Consider the following 17,992-nt stretch of genomic DNA (forward strand, 5'->3'; position numbering starts at 1 on the left):
GCTGCAAGCGGACATGACTGACGTCGCCGCGCCCCCGACCTATCGCAGCCCTCTGCTCGACCGCCCCGGAGCGGTTCCGGCCGAGGGCGTGGACGCCGGTCTGGCCTGGCACTTCGGCAACCCGGTGGCGGAGCAGCGGCGGCTGGAGGCAGGCACCGCCCGGGCCGACCTGTCCAACCGCGGCGTGGTCACGATCACCGGCGCCGACCGGCTCACCTGGCTGCACTCGATGACCACCCAGTCCCTGTCGGGCCTGGCCCCGCACACCTCCACCGAGGCGCTGCTGCTCACCCCGAACGGGCACGTCGAGCACGACCTGCACCTGCTCGACGACGGCACCACCACCTGGATCACGGTCGAGCCCGGCACCGCCGGCGACCTCGTCGCCTTCCTGAAGAAGATGCAGTTCATGCTGCGCGTCGAGGTCACCGACGCGACCGCCGACTGGGCCGTGGTGGGTGAGGCCTCCGACGTGGTCGCCGCCCCCGGGGAGCTCGCCTGGCGTGACCCGTGGCCCGACCTGGGCGTCGGCGGTGCGCTGTACACCGCCGCCGAGGTCGAGGTGGAGGGGCATCCGGCCTGGTCGTGGCGTGAGCTGCTGATCCCGCGGGCCGAGTTCGAGGCCGCGGTGGCCGCCGGCGACTACGACGACGCGGCCGGCACCTGGGCGGTGGACGCCGCGCGGGTCGCCGCCTGGCGCCCGCGGCAGGGGTTCGAGACCGATCACCGCACCATCCCGCACGAGCTGGACTGGCTGCGCACCGCCGTGCACCTGGAGAAGGGCTGCTACCGCGGGCAGGAGACGATCGCCCGGGTGCACAACCTCGGCCGCCCCCCGCGCCGCCTGGTCATGCTGCACCTCGACGGCTCGATGAACGAGCTGCCCGCCCCCGGCGCCCCCGTACTCAACGGCGCCCGCGAGGTCGGCCGGGTGACCACCCCGGCGCGGCACCACGAGCTCGGCCCGATCGCGCTGGCCGTGATCAAGCGATCCACCCCGGCCGACGCCCAGCTCACCGCCGGGGGAGTGGCGGCGACGCAGGAGATCGTGGTCGACGCCGCGGCCGGCCCGGCCGCCGACGTCCCGAAAATTCGTCGTCTGCCGCAAGCCTGACCGCAAACTCTCCCGCGCGTCCCTGGTTCTGACGCACGATGGCCGGATGGACCGGACGCTGATCACCGTGGCCCCGACCGGGGCCGAGCTCGACAAGGCGGCCTGGCCGCAGTTGCCGACCACCCCGGAAGAACTGCTCGCCGAGGCCAAGGCCTGCGAGGCGGCCGGCGCGGCGATGATCCACGTGCATCTCCGGGACGACGAACACCGGCCCACGCTCGACCTCGGCCGGCTGCGCGAGGCGGTCGCCGCGCTGCGGGAGAACACCGGGCTGATCGTGCAGCTGTCCACCGGGGGCAGTGTGCGCGATCCGCTGGCCGCCCGGCTGGCCGTTCTCGACGCCGTACCCGAGGTGTGCTCGCTGACCTGTGGCACGGTGAATTTCGGGGACGACGTGTTCAGCAACCCCTGGCCGTTCATGGCCGAGCTCTACCACCGGGCCCGGACCGCCCGGGTGGTGCCGGAGTTCGAGCTGTTCGACCTCGGGCAGGTGGCCTCGATGAACCGGCTGCTCGAGGAGTTCGGGCCGCCGTACGGCGGCCGGGTGCACGCCGACCTGGTGCTCGGGGTGCCGGGCGGGATGCCGGCCACGGTGCCCACGCTGGTCGCGGCGGTGCAGGCCCTGCCCTCCGCCGTCACCTCCTGGTCGGCCACCGGCATCGGGCGCGGTCATCTGCCGGTGCTCGCCGCGAGCCTGGCGATGGGCGGGCACCTGCGGGTCGGCATGGAGGACAACGTGTTCTACGCACCCCGCCGCCCGGTGACCGGCAACGCCGAGCTGGTGGCGCGGGCCGCTGACCTGGCCGAGCAGCTCCAGCGCCCGGCGATGGGCCCGGCGCAGGCACGGGAGCTGCTCGGCCTGTCCGGTTAGCCCTTTTTGCTGTGACCCGGATCATGGGTCGGCCGACGTCCACGAGCTTGCAAAGTGCTAACTCGAGCAAGCACAGTGGGGCCGTGGCAACACTCAAAGTGCCCGACCGGGTGACCGATCTCGGCGCCTACGTCCGCGAACAGCGCGAGAACGCCAAGCTCTCGCTGCGGCAGCTGGCGAACGCCGCCGGGGTCAGCAACCCCTATCTCAGCCAGATCGAGAGAGGGCTGCGCAAACCGTCGGCCGAGGTGCTCACCCAGATCGCCAAGGGCCTCCAGATCTCCGCCGAGGCGCTGTTCCAGCGGGCCGGCCTGCTGGAGGAGTCGGTCGGCGTGGAGGTCGAGGTGGCGATCCAGAGCGACGTCCGGCTGACCGCCCGGCAGAAGCGAGTGCTGCTCGACATCTACTCCACCTTCCGGGCCGAGAACGCCCGTCAGGACGCGCAGGGCGAGCGGATCGCCGACGACCCCGACGCGATCGTGGGCACCGTGGTGCCGCTGATCGCCCGCAGCGCCGGGCTCAAGCCCGGGCAGGACGACACCGACCAGGCAACTGCGACCGAGGAACCGGCGCAGGGGCATCCCGCGGGAACCGGCCGCCGTGGTGCCCGCAAGCGGGTGGGTGGCAGAACCGGTCGGCCCGACGGCCCGAGGACGGCGAGGTCCTCGCTGCGGCAGGTCGATCCGGACGAGTGAGCGCGCCGCGCGGCAGGCGCGGCCCGTGACCATCCGTGACCAGGAGGACACCATGGCTACCAGCACCGAGTCCGGGAACAGCTCCGCCCGCCCCATGATCGGCGTCACCCCGCTGTTCGCCGTCGTCGGCGTGACCGACCTGGCCGTGCAGCAGGTGCGCGCCGCCGCCGCGGCCGCCGCCTCGCGCCGTCAGCAGTTCCGGTCCGACATCGAGGCCCGCCTGGCCGGCGTGGAGAAGCGGGTCAACGCGATCGACCCCAAGCTGCTGCGCACCCAGGCCGAGGCCGTCTACGAAGAGCTGGCCAGCCGGGGCAGGACCCTGGTCGACCGGGTGTACACGCAGGCCGACACCCAGGCCCTGCGCACCCAGGCCGGCTACACGCTGAGCAGGGGCAAGGCCGCCGTCACCGTCGCCCGCCGGGCCGCCGACGACACCGCCTCGGCCATCCGGGGCACGCTGTCGACCGGCCGCGCCGAGACCGCGGAGCCCGCCGGGCAGCCGGCCGCGAGCGCGGGCACCCTGAACCAGGATGCGATCGACCGGGCCGTCGCGGTCGGCGACGGCGGAGACAAGGCCGTCACCCGGCCCCGCACGGCGGCGAAGAAGCCCACGACCACGGTCCGCAAAAACGCCGCCGCCACCAAGGTCGCGGCCAAGGGGGCCGGCACCAGCGCGCGCAAGACCGCGGGCACCGGAACCCGGGCGGCGAAGAGCGCGGCCAAGAAGGTCGGGGACTGACCGGTCCGAGCGGTCCGGGGATCGACTGATCGGGAACGATGGTCCATCCTGATCGTTGTTCTCTCAGACCAGCCTCCGGGGGGACCGGAGGGCAGCATCGAGGCCCTAAGGTGGAGGAATGGAAGCGCTCGGTAACTTGCAGGGCCTGCTCATGCTGATCATCGGTATTGCGGCTCTGGGTGTGCAGGCGTTCGCGCTCATCGACGCGCTGCGTCAGCGATCGGACGCCTTCCCCGCAGCGGGCAAGCTGACCAAACAGATCTGGCTGGCCATCCTCGGTGTCGCCACCGCGATCGGCGTGATCTTCGTGAACAACCAGCCGCTGAACGTGTTCAACCTGATCGCCTTCGTCGCCGCCAGCGTCTACCTGGTCGACGTGCGTCCCGCGATCAAGTCGATCACCGGCGGCGGCAACAGCGGGCCCTACGGCCGCTGGTGAGCCGGGCCGGGCGGCCCGCGTGATGCACCCGCGCGACTCGTTGCACAACGAAGCCGTCCGGTCACGCAATGGCGTCGGATAGTCGCTAGTCTCAGGTCATGACGGAGTACATGCCTGGGGGTCGCCGCCGGATCGACCGGGTACTCGCTCCCGGGTACCTGGACGGCATCGACGCGCTCCAGCTCGAAGAACTGCGGGCCCGCCGCGCCGAGGCCGACCAGGAAGAGGTCGACCTGTCCTACGCCCGGCGCCTGCTCCAGGGGCGCATCGACATCCTTCGCGCCGAGCAGCAGCGCCGCAACGGCGACGGCAGCGATCAGCCGGTGCTGGGCAACCGCACCGACGAGGCGATCGCCGAGGCCCTCACCCGCATCCTCGGCGCCGAGCAGCGCACCGACCGCGGCCTGGGCCGGCACCTGGCCACCACTCCCAGCCGGGTGGGCGAACACCGTCGCGAGGCCGAGCGGGCCGTGGCCGACGTCGGGGTGTCCGACCTCGAGATGGCCGACGGCGACCTGGAGGCGGCCATCCAGAAGCTGGTCGCGATCGAGGGCAAGGTCTCCCGGTCGCGCAAGCAGGTTCAGCATGTGGTCGACACCCTGACCGCCGAGGTCGCCCGCCGCTACCAGCTCGATCAGGTCAGCCTGGCCGACCAGTTCTGACCGCACCCGTCTGTGGGGCGAGCCGGTCACGCTGGCATCCGCTCGCACCCGGCCGATCGCCCAAGCCGGTTCCGGGGCGGGTGCCGGGCCGCTCTAGGCTGAGCGGCTATGCGAGCAGTGGTTCAGCGTGCGGCGTCCGGTCGGGTCACGGTCGAGGGCGAGGAGGTCGGCCGCCTGGACGGCCCCGGCCTGGTGGTGCTCGTCGGGGTCACTCACGACGACGGCCCGGACCAGGTCGCCACCATCGCCAAGAAGATCGCCACGCTGCGCATCCTGCACGGTGAGAAGGCCGCGGTCGACGTCGCCGCCGGGGTACTGCTGATCAGCCAGTTCACGCTCTACGCCGACACCGCCAAGGGCCGTCGCCCGTCGTGGAACCAGGCCGCGCCCGGCCCGGTGGCCGAGCCCCTGGTGGACGCGCTCGCCGAGGCGTTGCGGGCCCAGCACGGGCTGAAGGTGGCCACCGGCCGATTCGGGGCGGACATGCAGGTGGAACTGGTGAACGACGGCCCGGTGACGATCCTGCTCGAGGCCTGACCCGCAGGCACGGATCGCGCTGTCGCTCAGGCGTTTCCGGCCGGGCGCACGGCGTCCCAGCGCACCGTGATCTCACCCAGCCGCCAGCGTCGCGGCCCGTCCAGCACGGGCCAGCCCTCCGTCTTCATCGCGGCCACCGTGGCCAGCCAGCGCTGGCGCACGCCGAACGACCCCAGGGCAGCGTTGCGGGCCCAGGCCGAGTCCAGCGCGTTCAGATAGGCGTGTACCCGCTCGCCCGGCACGTTGCGGTGGATCAGGGCCTTGGGCAGGCGCTCGGCCACGTCGGAGGGACACTCCAGCCCGCCCAGCCGCAGTGAGACGGTGAGCGAGACCGGCCCCTGACCGGCCGAGACCGCTACCCAGGTGGAGCGGCGGCCGATCTCGTCGCAGGTGCCGTCGACCAGCAGGCCGCCCGGCGCCAGGCGGGAGCGCACCAGGTCCCAGGCCGGCCCGACCTCCGGCTCGGCGTACTGCCGCAGCACGTTGAAGGCCCGCACCAGCACCGGGCGGCGCCCGCCCAGCGGCAGCTCGAACCCCCCGACCCGGAAGCTCAGGCCCGGTCGCTCCAGCGGCTTGGCCACCGCGACCCGGCCCGGGTCGATCTCGATGCCGACCACGTCGACGTCGGCCCGCACCGGCACCAGGCGCCGGTGCAGCTCGACCGCGGTGATCGGGCTGGCCCCGTAGCCGAGGTCGACCACCAGCGGGTCGGCCGCCCGGCGCAGGGCCGGGGCCGCGGGGCCGGCCAGCCAGCGGTCGACGCGGCGCAGCCGGTTGGGATTGGTGGTGCCCCGGGTGATGGTGCCCTGGACGGCGGAAGGGCGGGGCGGGGGCACAGCGATAAGCCTAGGCACAAGCACAGACCCCGCCCGCGCCCGGATCGTCCCGGTGACGGATCCGCGCACCCTGGTGACCACGTGGTGACAATCACCCCCGGCGATCTTCGGGAAGAGCGGCCCGGTTCGGTGAGTTAGCTTGCTTCGGGGGATTTTCAGGTGTGGATCAAGCAAGGAGGACGCATGGGGCTGAGGCCGGACGGACACCCCGGACGGGTCGCGATGCTCTCCGTGCACACCTCACCGCTGGAACAGCCCGGCACGGGTGACGCGGGCGGGCTGAATGTCTATGTGGTCGAGACCGCCAAGCGTCTGGCGGCACGCGGCACCGAGGTGGAGATCTTCACCCGGGCCACGGCGGGCGACCTGCCCCCGGCCACCGAGCTGCTGCCGGGCGTGCTGGTGCGCAACATCGTCGCCGGTCCCTACGACGGTCTGTCGAAGGGCGACCTGCCCGGTCAGCTGTGCGCCTTCAGCGCCGGCGTGCTGCGCACCGAGGCCCGGCTCGCGGCCGGCTGGTACGACCTGGTGCATTCCCACTACTGGCTCTCCGGCCAGGTGGGCTGGCTCGCCGCCGAGCGCTGGAACGTGCCGCTGCTGCACAGCATGCACACCATGGCCAAGGTCAAGAACCTGTCGCTGGCGGCGGACGACAAGCCGGAACCGCCCGGCCGGGTGATCGGCGAGGAGCAGGTGGTGGCGGCCGCCGACCGGCTGATCGCGAACACCGACCTGGAGGCGCGCGATCTGATCAGCCTCTACGACGCCGACCCGGAGCTGGTCACGGTCATCCCCCCGGGCGTCGACCTGGACACCTTCGGCCCGCAGGCGAACGGCGGCAAGCCCGCGGCCCGGGCCCGGCTCGGCCTGGCACCGCAGGCCGAGGTGGTGCTGTTCGTCGGCCGGATCCAGCCGCTGAAGGCCCCGGACGTGCTGCTGCGGGCCATCGCCGAACTGGTGTCCGATGCCCCCGCCCGGCGCGAGAACCTGGTGGTCGCCGTGCTCGGCGGTCCCAGCGGCTCCGGGCTGGAACGGCCCGAGGAGCTCCAGAAACTCGCGGTCGAGCTGGGCATCGGCGACCTGGTGCAGTTCCACCCACCGGCCGGGCGGGAGGTGCTGGCGGACTGGTACCGCGCCGCGGACCTGGTCGCCGTGCCCTCGTACAGCGAGTCCTTCGGCCTGGTCGCGGTGGAGGCCCAGGCCTGTGGCACGCCGGTGGTGGCGGCCCGGGTGGGCGGTCTGGCCACGGCGGTGCGCGACGGCCGCACCGGCCTGCTGATCACCGGGCACGAGCCGGGCCACTGGGCCCGTGCCATCGACGACCTGTTGCGCGCGCCCCAGGTGCGCAGCCGGATGAGCTCGGCGGCGGTGCTGCACGCCCACATGTTCAGCTGGGACCACACCGTCGACGCCACACTGGACGCGTACGCGGCCGCGTGCGCGGACCATCGGTCCCCGGCCGCCAGGCGGCCGGGAGGCCCCACCCTGGTGGCGGCGGGCTGACGTGCGGCAGCAGGCCGAAGACGCGGTGCGGGCCTGGGCCGACGAGGCCGGGGTCCCGATCACGCCGGGCACCCGGCGCGGCGAGTTCGTGGTCGAGCTGCCCGGCGAGGCCAAACTCCGCACCGGGGTGTCGATCCTGGTCACCGAACGGGCGCTGAGCGTCTCGGCGTTCGTGATGCGCCGCCCGGACGAGAACCACGAGGCGTTCTACCGATGGATGCTGCGGCGCAACACCCGGCTGCCGGGCGTGGCGTTCGCGCTGGACCAGCTGGGTGACGTGTACCTGACCGGGCGCCTGCCGATCCAGGGCGTCACCCCCGGCACCCTCGACGACCTGCTCGGCGCGCTGCTGACCGCCTCCGACGGCTCCTTCAACGAGCTGCTGGCGCTGGGGTTCCTGAGCTCGATGCGCCGGGAATGGGCCTGGCGGGTGCAGCGCGGCGAGTCCACCCGCAACCTTGAGGCCTTCCGGCATCTTCTCGATGACGAAGGGGCCGGGTGACCCGTCAGGGGTGTCCACTAGTCTGCGAGGTATGGCGTACACCCTCGTGCTGCTCCGCCACGGCGAGAGCGAATGGAACGCGAAGAACCTGTTCACCGGCTGGGTCGACGTGCCCTTGTCGGCGAAGGGCCGCGAGGAGGCCGCTGCGGGCGGCAAGCTTCTGGTCGACGCCGGCGTGCTGCCGGACGTGGTGCACACGTCCCTGCTGCGCCGCGCCATCACCACGGCCTTCCTGGCGCTCGACGCCGCGGACCGGCACTGGATTCCGGTGAAGCGCAACTGGCGGCTCAACGAGCGGCACTACGGTGCGCTCCAGGGCAAGGACAAGAAGCAGACGCTGGCCGAGTTCGGCGAGGAGCAGTTCATGCTCTGGCGCCGCTCCTACGCCACGCCGCCGCCGCCGATCGCCGCGGACGACGAGTTCTCCCAGGCCGGCGACCCGCGCTACGCCGACCTCGGTGATGACCTGCCGGCCACCGAGTGCCTGAAAGACGTTGTCGCCCGCTTCATCCCGTACTGGGAGAGCGACGTGATCCCCGACCTGAAGGCCGGTAAGACGGTTCTGCTGGCCGCGCACGGCAACTCGATCCGCGCGCTGGTCAAGCACCTCGACGACATCTCCGACGACGACATCGCCGGGCTCAACATCCCGACCGGCATCCCGCTGGTCTACGAGCTCGACGACAACTTCAAGCCGATCGTCAAGGGCGGCAAGTACCTCGACCCCGAGGCCGCCGCCGCGGCCGTGGCCGCGGTCGCCAACCAGGGTCGCTGACCTTTTTTCGAACTGAGGACGGCGTCGAGCTCCTACGAGCCCGACGCCGTCCTCAGTTCTGGGGGCCGGGTCAGCCCTGGTCGGTCAGCGGCTCACCGTGCGCGGCCGAGTGGTCGCCGGTGACCAGGAAGACGACGCGGCGGGCCACCCCCACCGCGTGGTCGCCGTAACGCTCGTAATACCGGCTGAGCAGGGTGATGTCGACGGCCGACTCGACACCGTGGTCCCACTCCGGCGACATCAGCTTGCCGAACAGGTCGCGGTGCAGCCGGTCCATCTCGTCGTCGTCGGCCTCCAGCTCCTCGGCCTCCTTGATGTCGCGGCTGGCGATGATCGCGCCGGTCTTCAGCACCAGCCGCTTGGCCACGTCACCCATCTCGGTGATGTCACCCCGCAGCTCGGCCGGCACCGCGGAGTTCGGGTAACGCAGCCGGGCCAGCTTGGCCACGTGCCGGGCCAGGTCACCCATCCGCTCCAGGTCGGCACTCATCCGCAGGGCCGCGATCAGGGTCCGCAGATCGGTGGCGACCGGGGCCTGCCGGGCGATCAGCACCAGCGCCCGCTCTTCCAGGTCGTGGTGCAGCGCGTCGACCTGCTCGTCCGCCGCGATCACGCTCTCCGCCAGACTCAGGTCGGCGTCGAGCAGGGCGGTGGTGGCGCGGGACATCGCCGACCCGACCAGACGGGTCATCTCGACCAGCTGGTCGTCGATCGACTGGAGGTCGATCTCGAATTGCTCGCGGATTCCGCCGCTCACTGTCACTCCTGCTGTCTGGTCGTGTGGAACACGAGGGGCCGAACTCACCTAACGGACGGGCTCATTCACCGCGCGTGACTGGTTGGCGGCGAAACGCTACTCACCGTCGCAGCGACCCATGAATAGATCCCGAGCTGAAGATGAACAGGCGCCGAAGGGTTCCCCAGGTGCGGACTCCCTGGCGCAAAACTGTCCTGGACGCAGCTTACGCTGGCATGGTGAGCACGCCTCTGGCCTTTGCCATCGCCATCGGGATCGGCCTGGTCGTCGGGCTGGTCCTGGGTGTGCTGAGCGTTGCCAACCGGGGAGCGCGCCAGCCGCAACCGGCGCCGCCGGTTCCCACCGGCCCGCTCCCGGAGGGCGCGGCCGACGTGCTCAACGTGCTGGCCTCCGCCTCGGTCGTGCTCGGCGCCGACGGCCGGCTGATCAAGTCCAGCCCGGCCGCCCACGCCTTCGGCCTGGTCCGCGGTCGCGAGCTGGTGCACACCGAACTGCGGGAGATGGCGGTCGAGGCCGGCACCCTGGGCCTGGTCCGCGAGCGCGAGCTCGAACTGCCCCGCGGCCCGCTCGGCCGGGGCCGCCTGGTCTGTTACGCCCGGGTCGCCCCGCTGCGTCCCGACCTGGTGCTGGTGCTGGTCGAAGACCGCACCGAGGCCAGACGGGTGGAAGAGGTCCGGCGCGACTTCGTGGCCAACGTCAGCCACGAGCTGAAGACCCCGATCGGAGCGCTCAGCCTGCTGGCCGAGGCGGTGGCCGACGCGGCCGACGACGCCGACGCGGTGCGGCACTTCTCCGGCCAGATGCAGCGGGAGTCCATCCGGCTGACCAAGCTGGTGCAGGAGATCATCGACCTCTCCCGGCTCCAGGTGGCCGATGCCCTGCACCCGCCCGAGCCGGTCGGCATCGACGACGTGGTGTCCGACGCCGTCGACCGCTGCCAGATGGCTTACAAGGCCAAGAACATCGAGGTGGTCGTCGGGGGCGACCACGGCGCGGTGGTCTACGGTGACCACAACCTGCTGGTCACGGCGGTGCGCAACCTCGTCGACAACGCCATCTCGTACTCCCCGGAGAACACCCGGGTGGGGGTGGGCGTGCGCCGGGTCGGCGGCATCGTCGAGGTGGTGGTGTCCGATCAGGGCATCGGTATCGCCAGCAGCGACCAGGACCGGATCTTCGAGCGCTTCTACCGCGTCGACCCGGCCCGCTCGCGCGTTACCGGGGGCACCGGCCTGGGCCTGAGCATCGTCAAGCACGTGGCGGCCAACCACGGCGGTGAGGTGATGCTCTGGAGCCGTTCCGGCCAGGGCTCCACGTTCACCCTGCGGCTGCCCGAGTCGGTGCAGCCGGCCGGGCACGAGCACCGGGCCGACGCCGAGGTGTCCACCGCCGAGACCTGGGAGCCCGAGCTCACCGCCCCGAGGAACGGCCGCCCGCCGTCCTCCACCGAGACCGCACCACCCGATCCGGCCGCTCCCGAGGCGACCACACGATCGACCGGCCCTGCCGCCCCGACCGGCGGGCCCGCTGAGGAAGGACTCCCGCAGGACGCGGGGTCCGAGCTGAAAGGAGCAACCCCGTGACCCGCATCCTGGTGGTGGAGGACGAGGAGTCGATCAGCGACCCGCTGTCCTACCTGCTGCGCCGAGAGGGCTACGAGGTCGCGGTCTCGGGTGACGGCCCGGCCGCCCTGGACGAGTTCGACCGCAACGGTGCCGATCTGGTGCTGCTCGACCTGATGCTGCCCGACCTGCCCGGTACCGAGGTCTGCCGGCAGCTGCGCACCCGCAGCAAGGTGCCGGTGATCATGCTGACCGCCAAGGACAGCGAGATCGACAAGGTGGTCGGCCTGGAGCTCGGCGCCGACGACTACGTCACCAAGCCGTACTCGTCCCGTGAGCTGGTCGCCCGCATCCGGGCCGTGCTGCGGCGCGGCCCGCTGGAGCCGGAGGGCGCCGAGGGCGCCACGGTCGAGGCCGGCCCGGTGCGCATGGATGTCGAGCGGCACGTGGTCACCGTCAACGGCGAGGCCGTGCCGATGCCGCTGAAGGAGTTCGAGCTGCTCGAGCTGCTGCTGCGCAACGCCGGCCGGGTGCTCACCCGCATGCAGCTGATCGACCGGGTCTGGGGCTCCGACTACGTCGGTGACACCAAGACCCTCGACGTCCACGTGAAGCGCCTGCGCGGCAAGCTGGAGCCCGACCCGGCCAGCCCGCGCTACCTGGTCACCGTGCGCGGCCTGGGTTACAAGTTCGAGGCCTGAGCCCGCACCGGCTACGCCGAAAGGGCGGCACCCCTGGGGGGTGCCGCCCTTTCGTGTGCGTGCCGGATCAGCTGGCGGAGTCGCTGGTCTCGGTCGCCTCGGTGGTCTGCTTGTTCTTCTTGCCGGTCGCCTCGGTGGTCGGCTCGTCCGTGGAGTCTCCGGTGGAGGCCGACTCCTCGTCCGCCGCGGCGTCGCCGGTGGCCGACGGAGAGCCGGTGGCCTCCGGGCTCGCCGTGTCGCTCGGCATCTCCAGCGGGGTCACCTCGGCGTAGTCGCCCTCGGGCGGCAGCACCGGAACGTTCAGGTCGACGCGGCCGCCCTTGGTGGTGGACGCGGTCAGGCCGGTGACGTCGCCGGGGTCGACGGCGAGGTCGCTGATCGCCACCTCGGTCTGGTTGCTGCCGGGGCCGAACTGCACGACCTGGCCCGCGGCCACCGAGACGGCGGTCTGGCTGGGCTGTCCGGTCTCGCCCACGGCGGCCTGGAGACTGATCCGGGCGTCGGTGTCACCCTGGTTGATCACCGAGCCGATCAGCTCGGCCTCGGCGCCCTTCTCGGCCCCGACCACAATCAGGTTGCGCAGCACCACCTCGGTGCCGGGCAGATCGGCGTCGATGCCGTCGGACGCCGGGTAGGGCGTCTTGATCACGGCGGGGGAGGTGAGTCCGCAGCCGCTCAGACCGAGGGCGACGGCGCCGGTCACTAGGGCGGTCTTGGCGGCTAGAACACGGGTGCGCTTCACGGCGCTGGCCTCCTGCGGGATCGTTAAGTGCGGACGCAGCCTATCGGTCGGGCGCGCGGTTGCTCAGGCACCCCACGCCGTGCTCGTCCGGCTGGTTCACCGGGTAGTTCTTCGGCGTCTCCGGGGCCGGGCGCAAGCCCCCACCGGGATGGCATCCGAATGGCATTCCTGGGCTTCCTCGCCTACCGGACATCGCTCAGCGTGACCGCCCGAAACCACGCTGTGTGGCATCTTTAGCCGAAGTGGTTTCGCTCCTATGCCTCTGACCTGCGAAAATACTGATGATCCTCTGGTCCCTGCCAGGCCGGACGTGGTAGTCTGTAGTTGGGAAAGGGGATACTTACACATGGCTTTCACGGTCGGCGAGACTGTCGTTTACCCCCATCACGGGGCGGCGCTCATCGAGGAGATCAAGACCCGCACTATTAAAGGCGAGGAGCGGCAGTACCTCGTTCTGAAGGTTGCTCAGGGAGATCTGACCATCGAGGTGCCGGCGATGAATGTCGACCTCGTGGGTGTCCGGGACGTCGTGGGTCAGGAAGGCCTCGACAAGGTGTTCGAGGTGCTCCGCGCCCCCTACGCCGAAGAGCCCACCAACTGGTCCCGTCGCTACAAGGCCAACCTGGAGAAGCTCGCCTCGGGCGATGTCGTCCGGGTTGCCGAGGTCGTCCGCGACCTCTGGCGTCGCGACCAGGACCGCGGCCTTTCCGCTGGTGAGAAGCGCATGCTGGCCAAGGCCCGGCAGATCCTGGTGTCCGAGCTGGCTCTGGCCGAGCACACCAACGAAGACAAGGCCGAGGCACTCCTCAACGAGGTCCTGGCTTCCTGACCGACCGGCCCGCCCGATCGGTCGCGGTCTGTCCACCGGGTTCTTCCGGACCGGTGGACGATCGGTAGAAAGACCTTGAACCCGGCGTCCTCGCCGAAATCTGATCATCTGGTTCGCACCGAACCCGTGTGACGATCTTCGGCGGTGGCGCCGGGTTTTTTCTTTGGGTATTTCGAAGATCGGGTACGGTGCTCCTGCGAAAATCATCCGGGTACGCGTCGGGCGTTCCGTCAGATCCAACCGGGTGAAAAATCTGGAAACGCTTTTGAATCCGGCCGAGCCGTGATTCGGAAGTCTCCTGCCGTCCTCGCCCATGAATTCCGAAAGTTCCACGAGGTGCTCGTCGATGTCCACGGCATTTGTCGCGGTGATCCACGCCGACCGGCCGACCGCGCTGACCCCGCCCGGGGCCTGCGCCGTTCACACCCTGCGTGACCTGGCCGGCTGCGCCGAGCCGGACGACCGGTTCGCGGTGCTGCTCGGCCCGGAGGTGGGTACGCAGGCGGACGCGCAGGTGGACGCGGTGCTGGCCACGCTGGAGGCGATGACTCCGGCGGGTGGGGAACCAGGCGGGGTCCCGGCGCTCGTGGTGGCCTCGGTGCGGCCGGTCACCGACACGCTCAAGCGGGTCGGTCCGGGTGGGGCGCTGACCGGCACGGCCGACCGGGAGCACCACCGGTTCGTGGCCACCCCCCTCGCCGTCCGGCTGGGGTCGCTGCGGGCCGCCCTGGAGCGGGAGCCCGGGGCGACGACGGCCGGGGAGATCCTCGGGGCGCTGGTCGCGGGCGGGGCGACCGTGGTGGCCGGCGGCACGAGCTGACCGGGCCGGGCGGCCCGGCGAGTTCTCCGGCCCGGCGGATTCGGCAGGGCCGACCAGCTCGCGGTCAGGGGCCCAGTTGCCTCAGCGGTCCTGCGGTTTCGGGCGTTCAGCGGGTGAGCAGGTCTTCGGCCCGGGACATGTCCTCGGCGAAGGTGACCTTCAGGTTCTCCCGGTTGCCGGGCACCGCGACCACCTGCACCCCGGGCCGGCCCTCCAGGGCGGCGGAGGTGTCGGTGCCCTCGGTGCCGTCGCGCAGCGCCTGGGCGTAGGCCTCGAGCAGCGGCGTGGCCCGGAAGGCCTGCGGGGTCTGCACCCGGTGCAGGGACTCACCGGCAGGAGGCGGGGTCAGCCGGCCCGCCTCGTCCACCGCCCAGGCCTCGGTCTCGGGCAGGGTGGGCACGGCCCCGCCGTGCGCGGCGGCGGCCTGGATCACGGTGCGCAGCAGCTCCGGGCCGGCCAGCGGCCGGGCGCCGTCGTGGATCGCCACCACCTGGAGCGATCCCGCGCAGATCGGCCACGACAGGTGGTCGAGGGCGTTCTGCTCGGACCGGTGCCGGGTGACGCCGCCGTGAATGACCTCGACCGGCAGCCGGATGCCCGCGGCGGCCACGGCCTCCTGGGCCTGCGCCTCGTCCTGCGGGCGGATCACCAGCACCACCCGGCCGACCTCCGGCACCTGGTCGGCCCAGGAGAGGGCCCAGGAGACGACGGGACGGCCGCCGAGCGGCAGGTAGACCTTGTTCTGCCCGGCCCCCACCCGGGTGCCGCTGCCACCCGCGAGAACCACGAAGGCCGCAGCCCCGGGAGGGCACTGGGGCCCCGTGGAGGGCAGGTCTACCGGATCGGTCACGATGCTCCATCCTAGATGGTCCACACTGACGACCGTGAGTGAACCTTCGGCCAGTGACCAGTTCGGCCCCTCGTCCCCTCGGCAGGAGACCCGGGGGCCGGTCGTCGCACCCCTGCCCCGCACCGGCCTGGGGGTCGACGTGCACGGGTACGCCCCGGAGGGCTCCGGGAGAACGCTCTGGCTGGCCGGTCTGGAGTGGCCGGGGGAGCGGGCCCTGGACGGTCATTCGGACGCCGACGTGGCCGCACACGCCGCCTGCGACGCGCTGCTGTCGGCGGCCGGGCTGGGCGATCTGGGCTCGCAGTTCGGCACCTCGCAGCCGGAGTGGGCGGGCGCGGCCGGCACCACGCTGCTCGCCGAGACCGCCCGCCGGCTGGGTGAGGCGGGCTGGGTGATCGGCAACGTGGCGATCCAGGTGGTCGGCAACCGGCCCAAGCTCGGCCCGCGTCGGGACGAGGCCCAGGCGGTGCTCTCGAACGCCTGCGGGGCCCCGGTCACGGTGTCCGCCACCACCACCGACGGGCTGGGCCTGACCGGCCGGGGAGAGGGCGTGGCGGCGATCGCGACCGCCCTCGTCGTCCCTGGTGAGTAAAGCAGTTGGGTGAGCCCGCTAACCTTGACAGGTGAACCTCAGACTGTATGACTCCGCGACCCGGCAGGTACGGGACTTCGTCCCCGTTGTCGACGGCAAGGCGGGTATCTACGTCTGTGGGCCCACCCCGCAGAGCTCGCCGCACATCGGGCACGTGCGTGCCCAGGTCAACTTCGACGTGCTCCGGCGCTGGCTGATCCACCAGGGCCTGGAGGTCACGTACGTCCGCAACGTCACCGACATCGACGACAAGATCCTGGCCAAGGCCGGCGAGGCGGGCCGGGAGTGGTGGGCGCACGCGTTCCTGTACGAGCAGGAGTTCACCGCCGCCTACGACACCCTGAACGTGCTGCGGCCGACCATCGAGCCGCGGGCCACCGGCCACGTCATCGAGATGGTCGAGCTGATCGGCCGGCTGATCGACGCCGGTCACGCCTACCCGGCCGGTGACGGCTCGGGCGACGTCTACTTCGACGTCCGCTCGTTCCCCGCCTACGGCTCGCTGACCCGGCAGAACATCGACGACATGGAGGCGGCGGCCGACGCCGACCCGAACGCCCGCAAGAAGGATCCGCGCGACTTCGCGCTGTGGAAGGGCGCCAAACCCGGCGCCCCGGCTACGGCGTCGTGGCCCACCCCGTGGGGCCGTGGGCGTCCCGGCTGGCACCTGGAGTGCTCGGCGATGGCCACCCGCTACCTGGGGGCCGAGTTCGACATCCACGGCGGCGGTCTGGACCTGCGGTTCCCGCACCACGAGAACGAGCTGGCCCAGTCCCGGGCCGCCGGTGACGGTTTCGCCCGGTACTGGCTGCACAACGCCTGGGTCACCATGTCCGGCGAGAAGATGAGCAAGTCGCTGGGCAACACCATGACGATCGCGGCGCTCAGCGAGCGGGTGCGCCCGGCGGTGCTGCGGTACGTGCTGGCCACACCGCACTACCGGTCGAACATCGAGATCAGCGACGACTCGCTGGCCGACGCCACGGCCGCCTACGAGCGCATCGAGCACTTCGTGCAGCGGGCGGTCGAGCGGCTCGGGTCGGAGGGCGCCGGCCGGCAGGTGCCGGAGGCCTTCGCCGCGGCCATGGACGACGACCTGGGCGTGCCCGCGGCCGTCGCGGTGCTGCACGACACGGTGCGCGAGGGCAACCGGGCGCTGGCCGAGAACGACGGCGCGGCACTGGAGGTCTCGCTGGAACAGGTGCGGGCGATGACGTCGGTGCTGGGCCTGGACCCGCTCGACGCGGCCTGGGGCACCGGTGGCGGCCTGGACGGCCGTCAGGCGGTCGCCCTCGACGTGCTGGTGCGGGCCGAGCTGGACGCCCGCGCGATCGCCCGTAAAGAAAGAGATTTCGCCACCGCGGATGCCATCCGCGACCGGCTCACCGCAGCCGGGGTGGTAGTTGAGGACACGCCGGAAGGCGCCCGCTGGAGTCTGGAGAACGGCAGTGGCCGGTAATTCGTCGCGCAAGGGGGCCACTCGCCGGCCCGGATCGAAGAAGGGCGCGACGGTCGGCACCGGTGGCCAGTCCCGCAAGCGTCTGGAAGGCAAGGGCCCCACGCCCAAGGCGACCGACCGCGATCACCACCCGGCAGCGCGCCGGGCCAAGGCCGCGGCCAAGAACGCCATGAAGGCCTCGGGCAAGGGCACCGGGCGTCCGTCCACCGGTGGCAACCGCCCGCAGCAGCGGCGCTCGTCCGCCGGCGGCACCGGCTCCGAGATGGTCGCCGGGCGCAACCCGGTGGTCGAGGCGCTGCGTGCCGGGGTGCCGGCCAAGGCGCTCTACGTGGCCTCGAACATCGACAGCGACGACCGGGTCCGGGAGTCGCTGAAAACCGCGGCCGACGCCGGTCTTCCGCTGCTGGAGGCCTCGCGCACCGACCTCGACCGGCTGACCGGCGGGGCCGTGCACCAGGGGCTCGTGCTCCAGGTTCCGCCCTACGAGTACGCCCACCCCGACGACCTGCTCCAGATCGCGGCCGACTCCGGAAGGGCGCCGCTGCTGGTGGTTCTCGACGGGGTCACCGACCCGCGCAACCTGGGTGCGGTGGTCCGGTCGGTGGCCGCGTTCGGCGGGCACGGGGTGATCGTGCCCGAGCGCCGGGCCGCCGGGATGACCGCAACGGCCTGGAAGACGTCTGCCGGGGCGGCCGCGCGCACCCCCGTGGCGCGCGTGTCCAACATCAACCGGGCGATCGAGTCGCTCAAGGCCGCAGGCTGTTTCGTGGTCGGGCTCGACGCCGGTGGCGATGTCCAGGTGCCCGGTCTCGAGCTGGCCACCGAGCCCCTGGTGCTGGTCTCCGGCGCCGAGGGCAAGGGCCTGTCGCGCCTGGTGCGGGAGAACTGCGACGCGATCGCCTCGATCCCGATGATCGGCGGCACGGAGTCGCTCAACGCCAGTGTCGCGATGGGCGTGGCCCTCTACGAGGTGGCTCGCCGCCGGGCCGAGTAAGCGCGAAATTGAG

At 71.9% G+C, this 17,992-nt stretch carries 21 protein-coding genes; 17 read left to right on the forward strand and 4 right to left on the reverse strand.

Annotation, left to right across the window (positions count from 1 at the left end; translation table 11 throughout):
* The first annotated feature begins 13 nt into the window (after positions 1-13).
* From ygfZ to dtd, 7 genes are all read left to right on the forward strand, one after another.
* Positions 14-1,114, forward strand: coding sequence for a CAF17-like 4Fe-4S cluster assembly/insertion protein YgfZ (gene ygfZ / locus KIH74_RS01875; protein ID WP_214153748.1), 1,101 nt, complete (start codon positions 14-16; stop codon positions 1,112-1,114).
* Positions 1,115-1,160: 46 nt separating this feature from the next.
* On the forward strand, positions 1,161-1,985 hold the full coding sequence (locus KIH74_RS01880) for a beta-keto acid cleavage family enzyme (RefSeq protein WP_214153754.1): 825 nt from the start codon (positions 1,161-1,163) through the stop codon (positions 1,983-1,985).
* 83 nt (positions 1,986-2,068) lie between these two features.
* Positions 2,069-2,680 carry a helix-turn-helix domain-containing protein gene (locus tag KIH74_RS37435; RefSeq protein WP_308113507.1) on the forward strand — a complete coding sequence of 204 codons (612 nt, stop codon included), beginning with the start codon at positions 2,069-2,071 and terminating at the stop codon, positions 2,678-2,680.
* 52 nt (positions 2,681-2,732) lie between these two features.
* Positions 2,733-3,419, forward strand: coding sequence for a hypothetical protein (locus KIH74_RS01890; RefSeq protein WP_214153757.1), 687 nt, complete (start codon positions 2,733-2,735; stop codon positions 3,417-3,419).
* Between the two features lie 118 nt (positions 3,420-3,537).
* Positions 3,538-3,858: a DUF2516 family protein gene (locus KIH74_RS01895; protein ID WP_214153759.1), complete on the forward strand. Its 321-nt coding sequence runs from the start codon at positions 3,538-3,540 to the stop codon at positions 3,856-3,858.
* A gap of 98 nt (positions 3,859-3,956) precedes the next feature.
* The gene (locus tag KIH74_RS01900) at positions 3,957-4,520 is read left to right on the forward strand and encodes an RsiG family protein (protein ID WP_214153761.1); all 564 of its coding nucleotides are present in this window, start codon (positions 3,957-3,959) and stop codon (positions 4,518-4,520) included.
* 108 nt (positions 4,521-4,628) lie between these two features.
* Complete coding sequence (gene dtd / locus KIH74_RS01905; protein WP_214153769.1) at positions 4,629-5,057, forward strand: D-aminoacyl-tRNA deacylase; 429 nt, start codon at positions 4,629-4,631, stop codon at positions 5,055-5,057.
* A 26-nt stretch (positions 5,058-5,083) separates the two neighbouring features.
* Here the strand turns inward: dtd and KIH74_RS01910 are convergent, their stop codons facing one another.
* Positions 5,084-5,893 carry a class I SAM-dependent methyltransferase gene (locus KIH74_RS01910; RefSeq protein ID WP_308113508.1) on the reverse strand — a complete coding sequence of 270 codons (810 nt, stop codon included), beginning with the start codon at positions 5,891-5,893 and terminating at the stop codon, positions 5,084-5,086.
* Positions 5,894-6,076: 183 nt separating this feature from the next.
* Here KIH74_RS01910 and mshA point away from each other — a divergent pair, with 183 nt between their 5' ends.
* Genes mshA through KIH74_RS01925 form a run of 3 tightly spaced genes read left to right on the forward strand, consistent with a single transcriptional unit; the run spans position 6,077 to position 8,673 of the window.
* Positions 6,077-7,396, forward strand: a complete 1,320-nt coding sequence (mshA, locus tag KIH74_RS01915) for a D-inositol-3-phosphate glycosyltransferase (RefSeq protein WP_214153770.1) — start codon at positions 6,077-6,079, stop codon at positions 7,394-7,396.
* A 1-nt stretch (position 7,397) separates the two neighbouring features.
* A complete protein-coding gene (locus KIH74_RS01920) occupies positions 7,398-7,898 on the forward strand; it encodes a type III secretion system chaperone family protein (protein ID WP_214153772.1) in 501 nt (166 codons plus the stop codon).
* Positions 7,899-7,929: 31 nt separating this feature from the next.
* A complete protein-coding gene (locus tag KIH74_RS01925; RefSeq protein WP_214153774.1) occupies positions 7,930-8,673 on the forward strand; it encodes a phosphoglyceromutase in 744 nt (247 codons plus the stop codon).
* A 70-nt stretch (positions 8,674-8,743) separates the two neighbouring features.
* Here KIH74_RS01925 and phoU read toward each other — a convergent pair whose 3' ends face one another.
* A complete protein-coding gene (phoU, locus tag KIH74_RS01930) occupies positions 8,744-9,418 on the reverse strand; it encodes a phosphate signaling complex protein PhoU (RefSeq protein WP_214154422.1) in 675 nt (224 codons plus the stop codon).
* Between the two features lie 227 nt (positions 9,419-9,645).
* Here phoU and KIH74_RS01935 point away from each other — a divergent pair, with 227 nt between their 5' ends.
* The gene (locus KIH74_RS01935) at positions 9,646-11,013 is read left to right on the forward strand and encodes a sensor histidine kinase (RefSeq protein WP_214153776.1); all 1,368 of its coding nucleotides are present in this window, start codon (positions 9,646-9,648) and stop codon (positions 11,011-11,013) included.
* Positions 11,010-11,693, forward strand: coding sequence for a response regulator (locus tag KIH74_RS01940; RefSeq protein WP_214153778.1), 684 nt, complete (start codon positions 11,010-11,012; stop codon positions 11,691-11,693). The genes KIH74_RS01935 and KIH74_RS01940 overlap by 4 nt, the downstream gene beginning before the upstream one ends.
* Before the next feature lie 67 nt (positions 11,694-11,760).
* Here the strand turns inward: KIH74_RS01940 and KIH74_RS01945 are convergent, their stop codons facing one another.
* Entirely contained in the window at positions 11,761-12,435 is a 675-nt protein-coding gene (locus KIH74_RS01945; protein WP_214153779.1) for a hypothetical protein, read from the reverse strand.
* A 346-nt stretch (positions 12,436-12,781) separates the two neighbouring features.
* On the opposite strand from KIH74_RS01945, the gene KIH74_RS01950 reads away from it, so the two are divergent.
* Both KIH74_RS01950 and KIH74_RS01955 read left to right on the forward strand, forming a co-directional pair.
* Positions 12,782-13,264: a CarD family transcriptional regulator gene (locus tag KIH74_RS01950; RefSeq protein ID WP_214153782.1), complete on the forward strand. Its 483-nt coding sequence runs from the start codon at positions 12,782-12,784 to the stop codon at positions 13,262-13,264.
* Positions 13,265-13,610: 346 nt separating this feature from the next.
* Positions 13,611-14,084, forward strand: coding sequence for a 2-C-methyl-D-erythritol 4-phosphate cytidylyltransferase (locus tag KIH74_RS01955; protein ID WP_214153783.1), 474 nt, complete (start codon positions 13,611-13,613; stop codon positions 14,082-14,084).
* Positions 14,085-14,190: 106 nt separating this feature from the next.
* Here the strand turns inward: KIH74_RS01955 and KIH74_RS01960 are convergent, their stop codons facing one another.
* Positions 14,191-14,934 carry an IspD/TarI family cytidylyltransferase gene (locus KIH74_RS01960; RefSeq protein WP_214153792.1) on the reverse strand — a complete coding sequence of 248 codons (744 nt, stop codon included), beginning with the start codon at positions 14,932-14,934 and terminating at the stop codon, positions 14,191-14,193.
* A 112-nt stretch (positions 14,935-15,046) separates the two neighbouring features.
* Between KIH74_RS01960 and ispF the strand changes: the two genes are divergently transcribed.
* Genes ispF through rlmB form a run of 3 tightly spaced genes read left to right on the forward strand, consistent with a single transcriptional unit; the run spans position 15,047 to position 17,979 of the window.
* Positions 15,047-15,526 (forward strand): 2-C-methyl-D-erythritol 2,4-cyclodiphosphate synthase, encoded by a 480-nt coding sequence (gene ispF, locus KIH74_RS01965; protein ID WP_372491986.1) that lies wholly within the window; start codon positions 15,047-15,049, stop codon positions 15,524-15,526.
* Between the two features lie 31 nt (positions 15,527-15,557).
* Complete coding sequence (gene cysS / locus KIH74_RS01970) at positions 15,558-16,985, forward strand: cysteine--tRNA ligase (RefSeq protein WP_214153798.1); 1,428 nt, start codon at positions 15,558-15,560, stop codon at positions 16,983-16,985.
* The gene (gene rlmB / locus KIH74_RS01975) at positions 16,975-17,979 is read left to right on the forward strand and encodes a 23S rRNA (guanosine(2251)-2'-O)-methyltransferase RlmB (protein WP_214153799.1); all 1,005 of its coding nucleotides are present in this window, start codon (positions 16,975-16,977) and stop codon (positions 17,977-17,979) included. The genes cysS and rlmB overlap by 11 nt, the downstream gene beginning before the upstream one ends.
* Positions 17,980-17,992: the final 13 nt, after the last annotated feature.

The organism is Kineosporia corallincola (assembly GCF_018499875.1).
Classification (GTDB): Bacteria; Actinomycetota; Actinomycetes; order Actinomycetales; family Kineosporiaceae; genus Kineosporia; species Kineosporia corallincola.

What these genes read in the sequence shown, in the direction of transcription:
- ygfZ (WP_214153748.1), top strand. Translation starts at nt 14, where the DNA reads ATGACTGACGTCGCCGCGCCCCCGACCTATCGCAGCCCTCTGCTCGAC.
- KIH74_RS01880 (WP_214153754.1), top strand. Translation starts at nt 1,161, where the DNA reads ATGGACCGGACGCTGATCACCGTGGCCCCGACCGGGGCCGAGCTCGAC.
- KIH74_RS01890 (WP_214153757.1), top strand. Translation starts at nt 2,733, where the DNA reads ATGGCTACCAGCACCGAGTCCGGGAACAGCTCCGCCCGCCCCATGATC.
- KIH74_RS01895 (WP_214153759.1), top strand. Translation starts at nt 3,538, where the DNA reads ATGGAAGCGCTCGGTAACTTGCAGGGCCTGCTCATGCTGATCATCGGT.
- KIH74_RS01900 (WP_214153761.1), top strand. Translation starts at nt 3,957, where the DNA reads ATGACGGAGTACATGCCTGGGGGTCGCCGCCGGATCGACCGGGTACTC.
- dtd (WP_214153769.1), top strand. Translation starts at nt 4,629, where the DNA reads ATGCGAGCAGTGGTTCAGCGTGCGGCGTCCGGTCGGGTCACGGTCGAG.
- mshA (WP_214153770.1), top strand. Translation starts at nt 6,077, where the DNA reads ATGGGGCTGAGGCCGGACGGACACCCCGGACGGGTCGCGATGCTCTCC.
- KIH74_RS01925 (WP_214153774.1), top strand. Translation starts at nt 7,930, where the DNA reads ATGGCGTACACCCTCGTGCTGCTCCGCCACGGCGAGAGCGAATGGAAC.
- KIH74_RS01935 (WP_214153776.1), top strand. Translation starts at nt 9,646, where the DNA reads ATGGTGAGCACGCCTCTGGCCTTTGCCATCGCCATCGGGATCGGCCTG.
- KIH74_RS01950 (WP_214153782.1), top strand. Translation starts at nt 12,782, where the DNA reads ATGGCTTTCACGGTCGGCGAGACTGTCGTTTACCCCCATCACGGGGCG.
- KIH74_RS01955 (WP_214153783.1), top strand. Translation starts at nt 13,611, where the DNA reads ATGTCCACGGCATTTGTCGCGGTGATCCACGCCGACCGGCCGACCGCG.